The sequence below is a fragment of the Jeotgalicoccus sp. WY2 genome (genome assembly GCF_018437745.1).
Taxonomy (GTDB): domain Bacteria; phylum Bacillota; class Bacilli; order Staphylococcales; family Salinicoccaceae; genus Jeotgalicoccus; species Jeotgalicoccus psychrophilus.
Window position 1 is genome coordinate 2,024,639 of record NZ_CP049818.1, and the last position, 15,989, is coordinate 2,040,627.

At 41.7% G+C, this 15,989-nt stretch carries 19 protein-coding genes, 1 tRNA gene and 3 pseudogenes; 20 read left to right on the forward strand and 3 right to left on the reverse strand.

Going from position 1 to position 15,989, the window contains the following annotated elements:
• The first annotated feature begins 1 nt into the window (after nt 1).
• The 13 genes and pseudogenes from G4D76_RS15390 to whiA all read left to right on the forward strand — a co-directional run bounded on the left by G4D76_RS15390 (nt 2) and on the right by whiA (nt 8,879).
• Nucleotides 2-715, forward strand: a complete 714-nt coding sequence (locus G4D76_RS15390; RefSeq protein ID WP_250129971.1) for an SHOCT-like domain-containing protein — start codon at nt 2-4, stop codon at nt 713-715.
• Nucleotides 716-725: 10 nt separating this feature from the next.
• Nucleotides 726-1,151, forward strand: coding sequence for a DUF4097 family beta strand repeat-containing protein (locus G4D76_RS15395; protein WP_250129972.1), 426 nt, complete (start codon nt 726-728; stop codon nt 1,149-1,151).
• Nucleotides 1,152-1,251: 100 nt separating this feature from the next.
• Nucleotides 1,252-2,181, forward strand: a complete 930-nt coding sequence (gene hprK, locus G4D76_RS11730; protein ID WP_026859919.1) for an HPr(Ser) kinase/phosphatase — start codon at nt 1,252-1,254, stop codon at nt 2,179-2,181.
• Nucleotides 2,178-3,065 carry a prolipoprotein diacylglyceryl transferase gene (lgt, locus tag G4D76_RS11735; protein WP_213809967.1) on the forward strand — a complete coding sequence of 296 codons (888 nt, stop codon included), beginning with the start codon at nt 2,178-2,180 and terminating at the stop codon, nt 3,063-3,065. The genes hprK and lgt overlap by 4 nt, the downstream gene beginning before the upstream one ends.
• Nucleotide 3,066: 1 nt before the next feature.
• Nucleotides 3,067-3,549 carry an acyltransferase gene (locus tag G4D76_RS11740; RefSeq protein ID WP_156897229.1) on the forward strand — a complete coding sequence of 161 codons (483 nt, stop codon included), beginning with the start codon at nt 3,067-3,069 and terminating at the stop codon, nt 3,547-3,549.
• Nucleotides 3,549-3,671 carry a hypothetical protein gene (locus G4D76_RS16200; protein ID WP_256440482.1) on the forward strand — a complete coding sequence of 41 codons (123 nt, stop codon included), beginning with the start codon at nt 3,549-3,551 and terminating at the stop codon, nt 3,669-3,671. Before G4D76_RS11740 ends, G4D76_RS16200 begins: the two co-directional genes overlap by 1 nt.
• Nucleotides 3,672-3,850: 179 nt before the next feature.
• Nucleotides 3,851-4,108: a hypothetical protein gene (locus G4D76_RS11745; RefSeq protein WP_213809968.1), complete on the forward strand. Its 258-nt coding sequence runs from the start codon at nt 3,851-3,853 to the stop codon at nt 4,106-4,108.
• Complete coding sequence (locus tag G4D76_RS11750; RefSeq protein ID WP_213809969.1) at nt 4,086-4,964, forward strand: tetratricopeptide repeat protein; 879 nt, start codon at nt 4,086-4,088, stop codon at nt 4,962-4,964. The genes G4D76_RS11745 and G4D76_RS11750 overlap by 23 nt, the downstream gene beginning before the upstream one ends.
• Before the next feature lie 60 nt (nt 4,965-5,024).
• Nucleotides 5,025-5,960: a thioredoxin-disulfide reductase gene (gene trxB, locus G4D76_RS11755; RefSeq protein WP_213809970.1), complete on the forward strand. Its 936-nt coding sequence runs from the start codon at nt 5,025-5,027 to the stop codon at nt 5,958-5,960.
• Nucleotides 5,961-6,091: 131 nt separating this feature from the next.
• The gene (locus G4D76_RS17125) at nt 6,092-6,670 is read left to right on the forward strand and encodes an RNase adapter RapZ (RefSeq protein WP_371814692.1); all 579 of its coding nucleotides are present in this window, start codon (nt 6,092-6,094) and stop codon (nt 6,668-6,670) included.
• Nucleotides 6,617-6,947, forward strand: a pseudogene (locus tag G4D76_RS17130) (RNase adaptor protein RapZ); the annotation flags it as partial. The gene G4D76_RS17125 and the pseudogene G4D76_RS17130, both read left to right, overlap by 54 nt.
• Nucleotides 6,934-7,907, forward strand: a pseudogene (gene yvcK, locus G4D76_RS11765) (uridine diphosphate-N-acetylglucosamine-binding protein YvcK). The pseudogenes G4D76_RS17130 and yvcK, both read left to right, overlap by 14 nt.
• A gap of 27 nt (nt 7,908-7,934) precedes the next feature.
• Nucleotides 7,935-8,879, forward strand: a complete 945-nt coding sequence (gene whiA / locus G4D76_RS11770; RefSeq protein WP_026859924.1) for a DNA-binding protein WhiA — start codon at nt 7,935-7,937, stop codon at nt 8,877-8,879.
• Nucleotides 8,880-8,967: 88 nt separating this feature from the next.
• On the opposite strand, the gene G4D76_RS11775 is transcribed toward whiA, so the two are convergent.
• The 3 genes from G4D76_RS11775 to clpP form a co-directional block, all read right to left on the reverse strand.
• Nucleotides 8,968-9,717, reverse strand: a complete 750-nt coding sequence (locus tag G4D76_RS11775; RefSeq protein WP_256440483.1) for a TIGR01777 family oxidoreductase — start codon at nt 9,715-9,717, stop codon at nt 8,968-8,970.
• 25 nt (nt 9,718-9,742) lie between these two features.
• Entirely contained in the window at nt 9,743-9,877 is a 135-nt protein-coding gene (locus G4D76_RS16205; RefSeq protein WP_256440484.1) for an NAD-dependent epimerase/dehydratase family protein, read from the reverse strand.
• Nucleotides 9,878-9,965: 88 nt separating this feature from the next.
• A complete protein-coding gene (gene clpP / locus G4D76_RS11780) occupies nt 9,966-10,550 on the reverse strand; it encodes an ATP-dependent Clp endopeptidase proteolytic subunit ClpP (protein WP_026859926.1) in 585 nt (194 codons plus the stop codon).
• Between the two features lie 196 nt (nt 10,551-10,746).
• Here clpP and G4D76_RS11785 point away from each other — a divergent pair.
• The 7 genes and pseudogenes from G4D76_RS11785 (at nt 10,747) to gpmI (ending at nt 15,964) form a co-directional block, all read left to right on the forward strand.
• Nucleotides 10,747-10,818 (forward strand) — tRNA-Arg (locus G4D76_RS11785).
• Between the two features lie 89 nt (nt 10,819-10,907).
• Nucleotides 10,908-11,624: pseudogene (locus G4D76_RS11790) on the forward strand (threonine/serine exporter family protein).
• 10 nt (nt 11,625-11,634) lie between these two features.
• On the forward strand, nt 11,635-12,096 hold the full coding sequence (locus G4D76_RS11795; RefSeq protein WP_026859927.1) for a threonine/serine exporter family protein: 462 nt from the start codon (nt 11,635-11,637) through the stop codon (nt 12,094-12,096).
• 3 nt (nt 12,097-12,099) lie between these two features.
• Complete coding sequence (locus G4D76_RS11800; RefSeq protein ID WP_026859928.1) at nt 12,100-12,354, forward strand: glutaredoxin family protein; 255 nt, start codon at nt 12,100-12,102, stop codon at nt 12,352-12,354.
• Between the two features lie 132 nt (nt 12,355-12,486).
• Nucleotides 12,487-13,683: a phosphoglycerate kinase gene (pgk, locus tag G4D76_RS11805; RefSeq protein ID WP_026859929.1), complete on the forward strand. Its 1,197-nt coding sequence runs from the start codon at nt 12,487-12,489 to the stop codon at nt 13,681-13,683.
• A 5-nt stretch (nt 13,684-13,688) separates the two neighbouring features.
• Nucleotides 13,689-14,444: a triose-phosphate isomerase gene (gene tpiA / locus G4D76_RS11810; RefSeq protein WP_213809972.1), complete on the forward strand. Its 756-nt coding sequence runs from the start codon at nt 13,689-13,691 to the stop codon at nt 14,442-14,444.
• Nucleotides 14,441-15,964 carry a 2,3-bisphosphoglycerate-independent phosphoglycerate mutase gene (gene gpmI / locus G4D76_RS11815; protein WP_213809973.1) on the forward strand — a complete coding sequence of 508 codons (1,524 nt, stop codon included), beginning with the start codon at nt 14,441-14,443 and terminating at the stop codon, nt 15,962-15,964. The genes tpiA and gpmI overlap by 4 nt, the downstream gene beginning before the upstream one ends.
• Nucleotides 15,965-15,989 lie beyond the last annotated feature (25 nt).

A 15,989-nucleotide genomic window follows, 5' to 3' on the forward strand; every position in this document is an offset into this window, starting at 1 on the left:
AGTGGAAAGTAAAGAACGTATTTTGAAAATGCTTGAAGAAGGCAAGATAACTTCCGAAGAAGCAATCGAACTGATGTCGGCATTAAACTCGAAATCAGAGCCAGAAGCTAAAGAGAGAAAGAAACATACAGAACAAGATTCGTCCGGGAACCATGAATCAACAGGATTATTCGGTGACTATGTCGGCCAGTTTGTCGATGAGTTTAATAAATTCGTCAACAAAGATAAAGTGAATGACACATATACAAACGTCAAAAGTAAATTCGGTACTCAGCGTCAGGCGAAACAGATGTTTGACGGACTTGAAAAAGCATTTGACTCAGTCGGCTCATCTTTTGATTCAGTATTTTCACAAGGGCCGAAAAACCGTTTAATTGAAACAGTTGACACGCCGTTCAGCAGCGTTTCAGTAGATATCGCGAATGGTAATGTTGAACTGAAAAAAGGGGAACGCGGCAATGTTGTAAAGTTTGAAATTACACCATTTTACAGAAAACTGGATACGAAGAAAAATTACTTCCAGGATATAATCTGTGATGTTAAAAATGACGAGCTCGTTATCGTGTCGGATGTTAAGTCTGCACGTGTTAACGTGATTATCGAAGTGACTGAAGAAACACTCAGACGCATCATTTTATCGACGTCAAACGGCAATGTTAAAATCGCTGATAAATCATTTACTGATCTAACTGCGTCTTTTAAACGGAGATATTGAACTAGCTCATGTGCAGGCGAAAAATGCATTTATCCGCACATCGAGAGGGAACATTAAAGTTTCAGAGGGCGAGTATAAAGGCATTGAAATCGTATCTATGCTTGGGACAATTTTAACTGATAATCTCGATGCTAAAACGATTGATATTTCATCAAACGGTTCGGTTAATATTGCGCTTAAGAAGGAAACTGAAGAAGCCACAATTAATTCAAATATGGGCAGCATTAATATCAGCGTACCTCACGGCAGAGAGCTTGAAGGACGTCTGTCGACTGTTCTTGGACAGATTAACTATCCACCTGAACTTGATGCACGCTATATGAAACAGCAAGATATCGGTTTTAAAGAGCTGATGCTTATAAATAACACAGACGAAGCTGGAATGTTCCTTGAAGTCGGCACAAAAGTCGGCAGTGTGACATTGCACCGCAGCTAAAAAATATTAATAAGTAAGGGCTGGCGAATGTCAGCCCATTTTTTGCTATAATGTAAGTTACAGTAAACTGATTTAAGAGAAGCCGGCCGGAGGTGCAGGGATGTTAGTAGTAAAAGATTTAGTCGAAGAATTTAACTTAAAAATATGGGGCGGAAATACAGGGCTTGAAAACGAAATTCCAAGCTTTGATTTGTCACGGCCCGGGCTGGAAATTGCGGGATATTTTTCTCACTTTTCATCTGACAGAGTCCAGATACTCGGTATGAAGGAAATTTCATTTTTTGAAAGGGTGCTTTCAGATCAGGAGCGCGAAGACCGTGCAAAACGTCTGTGCAGAAAAGAAACACCGTGTATTATCGTCACACGCAGCCAGCAGCCGCCGCTTGAATTAATCGAAGCGTGCAACCAGACAAATACAGTGCTCTTAATAACAGAAGACAACACGACAAATTTTACGAGCCGTATTACTACATACTTAGAAAAAAAACTGGCTCCCGAAACCAATATGCATGGTGTGCTTGTTGATGTGTACGGTATCGGTGTAATGATTACAGGAGAGAGCGGTATCGGTAAAAGTGAAACTGCGCTCGAACTTGTTAAAAACGGGCACCGTTTAGTTGCGGATGATAACGTTGAAATTAAAGAGGTAACAAAAAATGTGCTGATGGGTTCGGCGCCTGAATTGATTCAGCATCTGCTTGAAATACGCGGTCTCGGAATTATTAACGTCATGACATTGTTCGGAGCAGGGTGCATACTGTCTGAAAAACGTATTATGCTGAATGTTCATCTGGAAAACTGGACTGATAATAATACATACGACCGTCTCGGCCTTGAAGATAAAAAAATTAAGATTTTAAATTCAGAAGTGACAAAAAAAGTAATTCCGATTCGCCCGGGACGAAGTCTCGCAGGCATTATCGAAGTTGCAGCTATGAACCACCGTCTAAATCAGATGGGGCATAACGCAGCGGTTGAATTTAACGACCGTTTAAATGAAAAGATTAAAAATAACGGAGGCAACTCATGATGATTTTAAACGCCGCCATCGATCCGGTGGCAATATCGCTCGGACCGTTGTCCGTTCGCTGGTATGGAATTATTATATTAACCGGTATGATACTCGGATACGTTTTAGCAAACAGGGAAACGATAAAAAAAGGACTTCCTGAAGATTTATTTATGGATTTAATGATGTATATCATTATTTTCTCTCTTATCGGTGCACGTCTGTACTATGTCTTCTTCAATCTTGACCATTATTTCTTTAACCCGCTTGATATTATCAAAGTGTGGGAAGGCGGCATGGCAATTCACGGCGGTCTGATCGGCGGATTCCTTGCCGGTATAATCTATACGAGAGTGAAAGGCTACAGTTTTTTCCAGGTGGCGGATATCGCAGCTCCGAGCATACTGCTCGGTCAGGCAATCGGGCGCTGGGGAAACTTTATTAATCAGGAAGCTCACGGCGGGCCGGTAGCAAGAGAGTTTCTCGAGAACTTAATGATTCCAGAATTTATTATTCATATGAATATCGATGGCACTTACTATCATCCGACATTTTTATACGAATCGGTATGGAGTATAATCGGCGTTATTATCTTATTTATAATACGTGCGAAATTACCACTCGGGCACACAGTGCTAGTTTATTTGATATACTATTCAGTCGGCCGGTTCTTTATCGAAGGCATGCGCACGGACAGTTTAATGATCGGCGATATGCTCCGGACAGCGCAGGTTATTTCGGTCATCACGATAATTGCGGCAATCGCAATTATGATTTACCGTCAGCAGAAATACGATTTGCCTAAATACGGCGCTGTATACGGCAATTACGCAGCTAAAGATGAACCTAAACACAATAAGAAATCATCAACAGTAGTGAATAAGAAGAAAAAAAGGAAGAAGTAGCATGAGGAAATTAACCCGGCATACGGGCTTTAAAATAAATCCGCTTTGGCATTTATACCGCACTGTATCGATAGTTAAAGTTGCTAAAAACTTTATCGTTATAGAAACAGGCCGATTTTTACCGTCGACTAAGCTGAAACATAAATTATACCGGCGTTTTCTGAATATAAATTTGGGCGAACACGTATCATTTGCGTATAAAGCGATGCCTGATTTAATGTTTCCGGAATTGATTACAATCGGAAAAAATTCGATTATCGGTTATAATGCAACGATACTGACACACGAATATTTAACGGATGAATATAGAATCGGCAAAGTCAATATCGGTGAAAATACGATGATCGGTGCGAATACAACAATTCTGCCGGGCGTTAAAATAGGCAGCGGTGTAAAAATCGGGGCAGGTACAGTAGTTTCAAAAGACGTTCCCGATAATGCACTCGTCTACGGCAATCCAATGATTATAAGGGAGAGAACATAATGACTAACAAAAAAGTAATCTCTCTCGATCAAAACGGAGAGCATTACTACAGGCAGGGTATAAAAAAAAGACAGCAGAATAATAAAAAAGACGCACTCCAGCTCTTAAAAAACACACGATAAAAACCCGGACAATGCGGATTATTTATCTGAGTATGTATATGTCATGGCTGAAAATGGATTTGGCAACGAAGCGGAGCACTTAATTATCGAAGCATTTGTCAATGATGATTACAAACCGGAGTACTTTTATATTTAAGTCAGATTAATATTATTAAACACGATGCAAATAAAGCATTTTTATGGTGTGCAATATTCGACTTACACACCCCGATACAGATTACGGGGATAAGCTTGAAGAAATGTTCGATGTGGAAATCGATGATGAGGACGAACTTGAAAAAGAAGCAGAACGATTTATCGGCCAGCAGATTTTCCAGTATTTATTTATGAACGCAAAAGTCTCAGAGTCACTTGATTACCTCGATTCATTGCATGGACATACAGCAGGAACGCGAGTTCAGAAATTTAAAAGCGATGGCTTACTTATTTTTAAATAAGTATGAAGATGCTGAAGTACTGCTTCGGCAGCTCTTGGAAGACGATCAGACAGATATGCATGCACTCAGCCATATGACGCTGCTGCATTATCATACTGAGCAGTTTGATGAGTATGAAGCGTATTTGAAAAAAATTGAAATCGTTGAGCCGCTTGATGACGATGCACGATTTAAAGTCGGACTGGTATTAAATTTTCTGCAGAAGTATGAACATTCATATAAATTGCTCTTCCCGCTTTACAAAAAGCAGAAAATAATCAATTTCCAGCTGCTGCATGCGCTTAGTTTTTCGAGTCATCATCTAGGCATGCATGAAGAATCGAAAATATACTGGACACGCATGCAGAATTTCCATCCGGTGGATGAGAAGTTCAGTCCGTGGAATAAACAAAAAGCCGCAGATAAAATACTCGCACTGGAAAGCATGTATCTGCATGATGAAGATCAGCACAAACGACTGCTCGCCTTATATTTAATAAGTAAAATAGAACCGCGCGAAGCAATTATTGGTTTATCGATATGGGATCATATTGAAACGCTGGATGATTATGAAAAACTGTATGTGACATTTTTATTCCAAGGGTTGAAACTGGTTCGTCTTGGACGGATGCATATCGGACTGGAACTGCTATATGACTTATCAGTCAGAGATGAAGAGACATTGCTGATGTGGATTAACGTGTTTCATGATCTGTATGAAAAGCATAAAGAGTTTGACGATATTGAAAGCCATACCGCAGCAGCGCTGTATTTATATCCCGGGGGACGCAAGCTGACTAAAAAAGGCGTCGCTGAAATGTTTAATACGACAGTTTACAGACTTAATAAAGCAATAGAGAGAATAAAGCAGATATAATGATTTACGGGCAGAAAGCCTATATAATTATATGTAGTAATTTTTTAAAGGAGAACGATTATGGAAGAAAAAACGATATATGACGTAGTAATAATCGGTGCAGGACCTGCAGGCATGACAGCAGCAGTCTATGCCTCACGTGCAGAGCTTAAAACAGTAATGCTTGAACGCGGTGTGCCAGGCGGACAAATGGCGAACACTGAAGAAGTAGAAAACTTCCCGGGCTTCAGTATGATCACAGGGCCGGAATTATCATCTAAAATGTTTGAGCACTCGCAGAAATTCGGTGCAGAATATAAGTACGGCGATATTAAAAGCGTCGAACTTGACGGCGATATTAAAATATTGAAAACATCGTCTGAAGACATTTATACGAAAAGCGTTGTGATTACAACGGGTGCAGAATACAAAACGATCGGCGTGCCAGGTGAAGATTTGCTTCGCGGACGTGGTGTGAGTTACTGTGCAGTATGTGACGGTGCATTCTTTAAAGAACGTGAACTTGTCGTTATCGGCGGCGGAGATTCAGCAGTTGAAGAGGGTGTATTCCTGACGAAATACGCGAGCAAAGTAACAATTGTTCACCGCCGTGATGAGCTGCGTGCTCAGAAAATTTTACAGGACCGTGCATTTAAAAATGATAAAATTAATTTTATCTGGGATACAGAACTGCAGTCAATTAACGGTGAAAGCCGCGTAGAATCAGTAACGCTGAAAAATAAAAATACAGGTGAATCATATGACTTTGATGCACAGGGTGTCTTTATTTATATCGGTATGCTGCCGCTGACATCACCGTTTAAAGACCTCGGTATTTTAAATGATGACGGCTATATCGTCACGAATGAAGAAATGGAAACTGAAATTCCGGGCATATTTGCCGCAGGAGATGTTAGAGAGAAATCACTCCGTCAGATTGTTACAGCGACAGGCGACGGCAGTCTTGCAGCGCAAAATGCTCAGCATTATCTTGAGAAGCTGGAAGACAATGAATAATTAATAGTATCAAATCCCCCGTAAGGGGGTTTTTTCGTAACGTTATCCGTTATAATATAAGTGAATGGCAAGATTGAAAATAAGTAAATTTGAGGGTGTGCTTTATGAAAAATTTAATCATAATTACAGGTATGAGCGGTTCAGGAAAATCTGTTGCACTGGAAGCAATTGAAGATACAGGCTATTTTTGTATCGACAATCTTCCCCCGATTCTTATTCCAAAAGTCGTAGAATTAATGGAGTCCACTGACGGTAAAATGAACAAAGTCGCACTCGGCATCGATTTACGGGGCAAAGAGTTTTTCGATGATTTAATTCAAAAACTGGAGACAGTTCTTAATAATGAAAGTATTATGCTGCGTATTGTATTTCTCGATACGGATGATGAGAGACTCGTCAGCCGCTACAAAGAAACGCGGCGCTCCCACCCGTTAAACGAAGGGGTTTCCGTACTTCAAGCAATTAAAAAAGAACGTGACATACTCGATGACTTAAAAGGACGGGCATCCGTAATAATCGATACGACGGATCTGTCACCGAAAGAGCTGAGAGACCGTATCTTCACTTTATATTCAGGCGGGCGTGAAGAATTTTTTGCTGTCAATGTACTGAGCTTCGGTTTTAAACATGGAATTCCAATCGATGCGGATTTAATGTTCGATGTTCGTTCCTGCCGAACCCCTTTTATATTCCGGAGTACCGTCCTTTAACCGGACTGAATTCAGAAGTCTATGACTACGTCATGAAGTGGCAGGATACTGATACGTTTTACGAAAAACTGTACGATATGATTAAATATTTAATTCCTCAATTATAAAAGAAGGAAAATCCCAGCTCACGATTGCGATAGGGTGCACAGGCGGACAGCATCGTTCTGTTGCATTGTCTGAACGCCTTGCACAAGATCTGAAGGATAAGTTCGCATTTTCGATTAACACGACCCACCGTGATGCAGCGATAGAAGGAACACTGAATGAAAAAGATTAAAATCGCAATTATCGGCGGGGGCACGGGTCTGGCAGTTTTATCGCGCGGCTTAAAAGAATATCCGATGGATATTTCTGCGATAGTATCGGTAGCGGATGATGGTGGGTCAACCGGAATTATCCGCGATCAGATCGATATGCCTGCACCCGGAGATATCAGAAACGTAATGTCTGCTTTAAGTGAAGTGGAGAGCAAGCTCGAGCATTTGTTTACGTACCGCTTTAAAAAAGATGAAATATCAGGACATTCTCTCGGTAATTTAATGCTCGCTGCGATGTATGATATCAGCGGTGATTTTGCGACTGCAGTCAGCGAGCTGTCAAAATATTAAACGTTAAGGGTACAGTAATTCCGTCGACAAATGTCAGCCCTAAGCTCGCAGCAAGAATGGCCGATGATTCGATTATTATCGGTGAAAGCTATATTCCGAAAGTGCAAAAAGAAATTAAGGAAATGTACTTAATACCGACGAATATCGATGCGACACCAGCTGCGGTGGAAGCGATACTGGAAGCGGATATTATCGTGCTCGGTCCGGGCTCATTATATACGAGCATCATTCCGAATCTGCTGCCAAAAGGCATTGCCGAAGCAGTGACAGAATCAGCAGGTATTAAAGTATACGTCTCGAATCTTTTGGAACAGCCGGGTGAGACGATGGGCATGTCAGCCTACGATCATCTTTATGCGATTGAAAAGCATTTGAAGGCACGTGTCATTGACTATGTTATTTTAAACGAACAGGACGTCTATGAAGAAATGGCGGATACTTATAAAAATAGAGGCGTCGATACTATTAGAAGCGAGCGGGATAAACTGGAAGCGCACGGGGTGACAGTTATCACAGATGATGAACTGATTATCGTTGATGAAGAACGTGTTGTGCGTCATAACAATGAAAAACTCGCTGAAATTATATACGATATTGTGATTGATCAAACCGAGACATTGAAGTATTAGGAAAGATTTTGAAAGGAACGTGGTAGCATGTCATTTGCTTCCGAAATGAAAAATGAACTAACGAGAATTGAAGTGGACGAGTGCTGCATGAAGAGCGAACTGTCCGCATTAATAAAAATGAACGGCGCTGTCAGTTACTTTGATGGGCAATGGGTTATTAACGTACAGACTGAAAATGCTGCGATTGCACGCCGTATTTTCACGCTGATTAAAAATGTATACAGAATAGAAATAGATTTGCTTGTAAGAAAAAAGATGAAGCTGAAAAAGAACAACGTCTATATTTGCCGCATTAAAAAAGAATCTAAAGATGTGCTCGCAGATTTGGATATTTTTTCAGGCGGTATACTGACGAATACAATTACCGATGAAATTAAAAACAAGGAATGCTGCAGAAGAAGCTACTTAAGAGGTGCATTTCTTGCCGGAGGTTCTGTCAATAACCCGGAAACATCGGCATATCATTTAGAGATTGGCTCGCTGTATGAAGAACATGCACAGGCAATTACAGATCTGATGAACAGCTACGAATTGAATGCTAAATATATAGACCGTAAACGCGGCTATATTATTTATTTAAAAGAGGCAGAGAAAATTGCAGAATTTTTAAGTCTTATCGGCGGTTATCAGGCACTGTTAAAATTTGAAGATATACGTATCGTTAGAGATATGCGCAACTCGGTTAACCGTCTCGTTAACTGTGAGACAGCTAACTTAAACAAAACAATTAACGCTTCGATGCGCCAGGTGGAGAACATTAAATTTATCGATGCAGAAATTGGTATCGATGAACTGCCGGAGCGCTTAAGAGAAGTCGCGCGTATCCGCGTTGAACATCAGGATATGACCTTAAAAGAAATCGGCGAAGCTGTGTCAACTGGCGCGATATCAAAATCAGGTATCAATCACCGTCTGAGAAAACTCGATGAAATCGCAGATAAACTGCGAAGCGGGGACGAACTCGTACTTTAAAATAGCTTACTAAATAAAAAATCGCACTTGCTTCCCTTCGAAGGAATTCAAGTGCGATTTTTATTTGTATATTCTTCTAAGTGTTTTATTAACTGTAAATGTCTTCAATCGCCTGCTCTAATGTTGGATACAGATATTTAAAATCGCTGTTTAACAGCACGCGCGGATGAACTTTCTGTCCTTCAGTAACGAGCAGGGCACGTTCTCCGAGTACTTTATCGATTAAGAAGGCGGGTGTTTTAAAGAAGTTCGGCTTGCCAAGGACAGCGCTCAGCACTTTTGAAAATTCATGCTGTCTGACCTGTACAGGAGCCGTGACATTCACCGGGCCGCTGACTTCCTGATTCACACCGATAAACAAGAGGGCGTTAATGACATCGTCGATATGCACCCACGAGTACCACTGCTTGCCCGTCCCGATGTCGCCGCCGATATTTGCTTTATACAGCTTCGCCATCGTCGGCAGAGCACCGTTGTCTTTATCAAGAACTAAACCGAAGCGGGAGTAAACGACGCGAATGCCGAGCATTTCTAATTTTGCTGCCGCCGCTTCCCACTGGTTAACTACATCCGATAAAAAGTTTGTCGAAGATAGTTTGTCGAATTCATCATATTCCACGATTTCACTTGTCGGATAATAGCCGACCGCACTCGCGTTTATGAATGCGAGCGGTTTAATACCGGATTTTTCCAGCCACTTGCAAAGCATATTGGTCATATTCAGTCTACTCGACAGAATTAATTCTTTATATTCTTCTGTCCATTTGTTATTCAAAGATGCGCCTGCCAAATTGTACACAAGATCAAAATCATCCGGCAGGTCTTTAGTCCAGTCCAAATTGTTAAAGTTATTATCATCGTATTTAATATAATGTATATGGGTGCTCTGACGTCTGTTCCTGACGGGTTAAAATATAAACGTGATGGCGGTCTTTTCGGAATGCGTGTGTTAATTTGGAACCGATAAAACCTGTGCCGCCTGTGATGAGAATGTTCAAATGTTTGACCTCCCAGTATATAAGATTACTTTTATTTTTAAAAAAGAGTTTAAGTCACGTATGTGACTTAAACTCTAAAATAATCATCTTATTTTTCCGGTTCCATAACATGGTCGATCAAACCGTATTCTTTAGCTTGTTCAGCAGTCATGAAGTTATCGCGGTCAGTATCTTTTTCGATTTTTTCAAGCGGCTGGCCTGTGCGGTCAGCTAAAATCTGATTTAATTTCTCGCGGGTTTTTAAAATGTGTTTTGCTGCGATCTCAATTTCAGTTGCCTGACCCTGAGCGCCGCCAAGCGGCTGGTGAATCATAATTTCAGCATTAGGAAGCGCGTAACGTTTTCCTTTAGCGCCTGCAGTTAACAGGAATGAACCCATTGAAGCTGCAAGTCCAAGGCTGATTGTCTGTACATCCGGTTTAATGTGCTGGATTGTATCATAGATCGCCATGCCTGCAGTCACACTGCCGCCTGGTGAGTTAATATAAAGATAAATATCTTTTTCAGAGTCCTGAGCTTGTAAGAATAACAGCTGGCTGACTACCGAGTTTGCAACGTTATCATCGATTGCACTCCCGATCATAATGATTCTATCTTTTAATAGTCTTGAATAAATATCGTAAGCACGCTCGCCACGATTTGTCTGTTCAATAACTGTAGGTATTAAATTCATAATATTGCCTCCTGTTTTTGTGAACTAATTTAATTGATATTATATTTATAACACATTAGTCAAATAAGGTCAAAAGAAAGAACTTCTGATGTGAATCACTTTATCATATTATTTAATTACGCATTTCGTCAATAATTAGTCTTTATTACTCACAGCTTCCTTGCTATAATGAAATGTGCTTAATTTATATTATTCTACCCCCGTGGTGTAATGGATAACACGTAAGATTCCGGTTCTTAAGATGGGAGTTCAATTCTTCTCGGGGGTGCTAAAAAAGAGGTGGGCGAGTTGTCATTCGAAGAACTTGAAACAGTCGATAAAACCCGATGATAGTTTAGACGAAGCCTTTGTCCGAAAGTGTTCTTTGTCTGTTTAAACAGCGGGAAAATTTTACTTGAAAGCGGTGCGGAAACGTATCGTATCGAAGATACGATGGTCCGTAGGCGGTAACTATGGTATCGATAATGTTCAGGTTTTGTAACGACAACGGTAATTATTCTGTCGATGAATGATTACGCCCTGTCTCAAACTATAAGAATCGATGAACGTGCAAATAATTTACAAAAAGTCGTGAATATTAACGACTTATCAAGAGCATTTCCAAAGGTTTGCCGATAAAAGATGCAATTAAGACTATAGAAAACATTCACGAAACTGAAAGTTCCATTTGTTTAGCTGGTCGTATTTACCGGTGGGATGGTTGCCATTATGTTTCTGCTTCTGTTTAACGGTGCGCCGGTCGATATTCCGGTCGCAGCTGCCGGAGGTATGGCGGGTGTGCTGATTACAGAAAGCATTCAGCGCTATACTAAAATAAAGTTTTTTAACGAGTTCTTTGCGGCATTCTTTATCGCTGTAATATCTGTATTATATGTGGAATTCGGTCCGGGAGCAGCACTGGAAACTATTATTATTGCGGCAGTGATGCCACTCGTTCCCGGTGTGCTTATTACAAATGCAATACGTGAAATGATTCGCGGTCATCTGATGGCAGGAACGATGAAAGGCGCTGAGGCCTCGCTTACAGCGATTGCAATCGGTGCCGGAGTCGGCCTCGTATTCATGGCGGTCTAGGAGGGGAACAATGTTATATGCAGTTCAATTTATACTTAGTTTCTTCGCCTCTGCAGGATTCGGCATACTGTTTAATGCACCGAGAAGAACGATACTCGCCGGCGGAATGAGCGGTGCTTTCGGCTGGCTGATGTACTTTATCGCGACCGAGAACGATATACAGGCGGTCATCGCTTCGTTTTTAGGTGCGATTGTACTGACTGCACTATCGATAATGAGCTCCCGTAAACTGAGAGCGCCGATTATTATTTTTATTACATGCGGCATTATTCCTCTTGTACCTGGCGGTCTGGCCTACAATGCTATGCGGAGTGTGGTGCTTGAGAATTACGACATGGCACTTGCCTACGGATTTCAAGTAGCCCTCGTGTCGCTGGCAATTGCAATGGGAATTATTTCAACCGAGATGATAGATTCATTATTTCAGACATTGAAACGTAAAGTTAAAAATATGCGGAAGAAAGAGGTTTAACTAATGCTGAATCTTACTTATTACACTCGCGACAACTGCCACTTGTGTAATGAAGGAAAACTGCAGATCAGACTGGCATTGTCTGAACTGAGAGATAACGTAGTGAAACTGACAGAAGTGAATATCGATAACGACGATGAACTGCAAGAAGAATACATGGTCCGCATTCCCGTTCTAAGTGACGGCGGCAATGTGATTCAAGAAGGCGTTCTCGACTTTGTAACTATATACGATTACGTAAAAGGCAATTATAAATAATAGATTTAAGAAGAGCGGCGGACCGAAATAGTCTGCTGCTTTTTTAATAGAATGGACTTAAATATTTTTAATGTTTTAATAAGCAGGCGAGATATGTATAATTAAAGTGAATATAAATTTGGAGGCGCATTCATGAAGAAGACTCTTGAAGATGTTGAATTAAAAGGCAAAAAGGTATTAATACGGGCAGATTTTAACGTACCGATGAAGAACGGAAAAATTACAGATGATACACGTATTAAAGCTGCTGTAAAAACAATTTCCTACGTTTTAGCAAAAGGTGGAAAAGTAATCTTATTTTCACACCTGGGGCGTATTGAAACTAAAGAGGACAAGCGTGAATATTCATTAGCGCCGGTTGCTGAGCGTTTAAGCGAGATTATGGGTAAAGAAGTTCTGTTCAGTGATAAAACACGAGGCAAAGATCTTGAAGAAGGTATCGGGGAGCTTAAAAATGGTGAGGTCCTGATGGTGCAAAATACGCGTTACGAAGATCTGCACAACTCGAAAGAAAGTAGAAATGATGCTGTGCTTGGCAAGTACTGGGCATCGCTCGGCGATCTGTTTGTTAATGATGCGTTTGGTACAGCGCACCGCGAACATGCGTCAAATGTCGGGATCAGTGAGCATCTGCCTACTGTATCCGGGTTTTTAATGCAGAAAGAAATTGAGTTTATCGGCGGAGCTGTCGATAATCCTAAAACACCATTCGCAGCAATTTTAGGCGGAGCAAAAGTATCCGACAAAATTAACGTCATCGACAACCTGATTAATAAAGCGGATAAGATTTTAATCGGCGGCGGCATGGCTAACACTTTCTTAAAAGCGCAGGGGCATTCAATTGGCACGTCATTAGTGGAGGAAGACAATATTAAAATTGCCGAAGAGCTGCTCGAAAAAGCCGATGGTAAATTAATACTGCCTGTTGACGTTGTTGTTGCTGCAGAATTTTCAAATGAGGCAGAACACAGCAACGTTTCGGTGGATAACATTCCGGATGATATGATGGCCCTCGATATTGGTACAGAAACAGTTAAGTTATATGAAGAGGCGCTTAAAGGAGCGAAAACAGTCGTCTGGAACGGACCGATGGGCGTTTTTGAGATGTCAAACTTTGCACAAGGTACAGTCGGTGTCTGTCAGGCAATCGCAGAACTTGAAGATGCGGTTACAATTATCGGCGGCGGAGATTCTGCAAACGCAGCGCAAGTCCTTGGATTTGCTGATCAATTCAGCCACATTTCAACAGGCGGCGGTGCATCGTTAGAATACTTAGAAGGTAAGGAATTGCCGGGTCTGAAGGCAATCGATAACGCTGAGGAGGAGTAAGTCATATGCGTACACCATTTATTGCAGGAAACTGGAAAATGAATATGACAGTATCAGAAGCATCGGATTTTGCTGAAGAACTGTTAAAACTTAATCTGAAGGAAGGCGTAGAGGCGGCAATTTGTGCGCCTTTTATCGACCTGCCTGTACTTGTTGAAAAATTTAAAGAAACGAATGTTAAAATCGGAGCACAGAATGTCTACTACGAACAAAATGGCGCATTCACGGGAGAAATCTCAGCTTTGATGCTTCAGAATTTAGGCATCGATTACGTTATTGCGGGGCATTCTGAAAGAAGAGAACTTTTTGGAGAGTCTGACAGCGACGTTAATAAGAAAGTGCATGCTGTGATTGAGGCAGGCATGGTGCCGATTATTTGTGTCGGTGAGACAGAAAAAGAGCGCGAAAGCGGCGAGCAGGAAGTGAAAGTTGCACGCCAGATTAAAGCGGCTCTTGAAGGTATTAAAGCTGAAGCGGCAGACGAACTTGTTATCGCTTATGAACCGATTTGGGCGATTGGCACAGGGAAAAGTGCAACGAGCGACGATGCTAACAAGATGTGCCGTTTGATCAGAAGTGAAATTGAAAAACTTTATAACGCGGAAACTGCAGAGCATGTACGTATTTTATACGGCGGTTCTGTTAAACCTGCAACGATTGAAGACTTGATGTCTAAGAGCGATGTAGACGGTGCGTTAGTCGGCGGCGCTTCATTGAAGACTGAAGATTATACGGCGTTAATCTCAGGAGCAGCGCAATGAAAAAGCCTGCTGCCTTAATTATTCTGGACGGTTTTGCCGAACGTGATGAAAAGTTCGGCAATGCAATTGCGCATGCAGAGATGCCGAACTTTAAAAGATATAAGGATGAATACCCGTATGGCAGGTTAAGTGCTTGCGGTCTCGATGTCGGTCTGCCTGAAGGGCAGATGGGCAACTCCGAAGTCGGTCATTTAAATATTGGTGCAGGACGCGTTGTGTATCAGAGTTTAACGCGCATCAATAAGGCGATTGAAGATGGCGAGTTTCATCAGAATGAAGTGCTGTTAAGCGCGCTTAAACATGCGAAGACAAATAACAGCAAACTGCACATTATGGGACTTTTGAGCGACGGCGGTGTGCATTCTCATTACAGTCATCTGTTTGAAGTGCTGAAAATGGCCAAAATTAATGGCCTTAATGATGTGCATGTACACGGATTTTTAGACGGGCGCGACGTGAGTAAATCGTCGGCCCTGACCTACATAGAAGAGACGGAGCGACAGTTTGAGGACATTGGTGTCGGCAGCTTTGCAACAGTGAGCGGGCGCTACTACGCAATGGATCGCGACAAACGCTGGGACCGCGAACAGCTTGCATACGATGCACTGGTTCACGGAAAAGGAACGGTTTTCCCTACTGCTGCTGCGGGTATTGAGGCAAGTTACCACGATGAGGTGTTCGATGAATTCGTTGAGCCGTTTATCGTTAATGAACTGGGGACTGTCGGTAATAATGATGCAGTTATTTTTATTAACTTCAGACCGGACCGTGCAGCGCAATTGTCGGAAGCATTTACGGCTTCGGCATTTGATGGTTTCGACTGCGGCGGGACAATCGATAATTTAAAATTCGTTACATTTACAAAATACAGCGAAGCCGTTTTAGCGGATGTAGTATTTGATAAAATGGACTTGGTTAATACGCTGGGTGAAGTCGTATCTGATGCCGGGAAAACTCAGCTCCGCATTGCGGAAACTGAAAAATACCCGCATGTGACGTACTTTATGAACGGTGGGGGTCATGATGAATTTGACGGCGAATCGCGTATTTTAGTCAATTCACCTAAAGTGGCGACATATGATCTGCAGCCGGAAATGAGCATTTATGAAGTGACGGACCAGCTGCTTGGTGCATTGGATGAGGGGAACCTCGACATGGTGATTTTAAACTTTGCGAATCCGGACATGGTCGGCCACAGCGGTATGCTTGAACCGACGGTCAAAGCGCTTGAAGCGGTAGACGAATGTCTCGGTAAAGTAGTCGATAAAATTATCGCCCAGGATGGCACTGCGATTATTACAGCCGATCACGGCAACGCGGACGAAGTGGTGACGATGGCAGGCGAGCCGATGACGGCACATACGGTTAATCCGGTGCCGGTGATTGTTACGGACAAGTCTGTTATGCTGCGTGAAGGGGGACGTTTATCAGACTTAGCACCGACGATGCTTGATATAATGACGATTAATCAGCCTGAAGATATGACAGGTAAGAGCCTTTTAATTAAAAATACGTTATAATAAATTCGAACTTAACTAATAAAGG

What these genes read in the sequence shown, in the direction of transcription:
- pgk (WP_026859929.1), top strand. Translation starts at nt 12,487, where the DNA reads ATGAAGAAGACTCTTGAAGATGTTGAATTAAAAGGCAAAAAGGTATTA.
- clpP (WP_026859926.1), bottom strand. Translation starts at nt 10,550, where the DNA reads ATGAATTTAATACCTACAGTTATTGAACAGACAAATCGTGGCGAGCGT.
- G4D76_RS11740 (WP_156897229.1), top strand. Translation starts at nt 3,067, where the DNA reads ATGAGGAAATTAACCCGGCATACGGGCTTTAAAATAAATCCGCTTTGG.
- gpmI (WP_213809973.1), top strand. Translation starts at nt 14,441, where the DNA reads ATGAAAAAGCCTGCTGCCTTAATTATTCTGGACGGTTTTGCCGAACGT.
- G4D76_RS11745 (WP_213809968.1), top strand. Translation starts at nt 3,851, where the DNA reads ATGGTGTGCAATATTCGACTTACACACCCCGATACAGATTACGGGGAT.
- G4D76_RS11795 (WP_026859927.1), top strand. Translation starts at nt 11,635, where the DNA reads ATGTTATATGCAGTTCAATTTATACTTAGTTTCTTCGCCTCTGCAGGA.
- G4D76_RS11750 (WP_213809969.1), top strand. Translation starts at nt 4,086, where the DNA reads ATGGCTTACTTATTTTTAAATAAGTATGAAGATGCTGAAGTACTGCTT.
- trxB (WP_213809970.1), top strand. Translation starts at nt 5,025, where the DNA reads ATGGAAGAAAAAACGATATATGACGTAGTAATAATCGGTGCAGGACCT.
- G4D76_RS16200 (WP_256440482.1), top strand. Translation starts at nt 3,549, where the DNA reads ATGACTAACAAAAAAGTAATCTCTCTCGATCAAAACGGAGAGCATTAC.
- G4D76_RS11800 (WP_026859928.1), top strand. Translation starts at nt 12,100, where the DNA reads ATGCTGAATCTTACTTATTACACTCGCGACAACTGCCACTTGTGTAAT.
- hprK (WP_026859919.1), top strand. Translation starts at nt 1,252, where the DNA reads ATGTTAGTAGTAAAAGATTTAGTCGAAGAATTTAACTTAAAAATATGG.
- G4D76_RS17125 (WP_371814692.1), top strand. Translation starts at nt 6,092, where the DNA reads ATGAGCGGTTCAGGAAAATCTGTTGCACTGGAAGCAATTGAAGATACA.
- whiA (WP_026859924.1), top strand. Translation starts at nt 7,935, where the DNA reads ATGTCATTTGCTTCCGAAATGAAAAATGAACTAACGAGAATTGAAGTG.
- tpiA (WP_213809972.1), top strand. Translation starts at nt 13,689, where the DNA reads ATGCGTACACCATTTATTGCAGGAAACTGGAAAATGAATATGACAGTA.
- lgt (WP_213809967.1), top strand. Translation starts at nt 2,178, where the DNA reads ATGATGATTTTAAACGCCGCCATCGATCCGGTGGCAATATCGCTCGGA.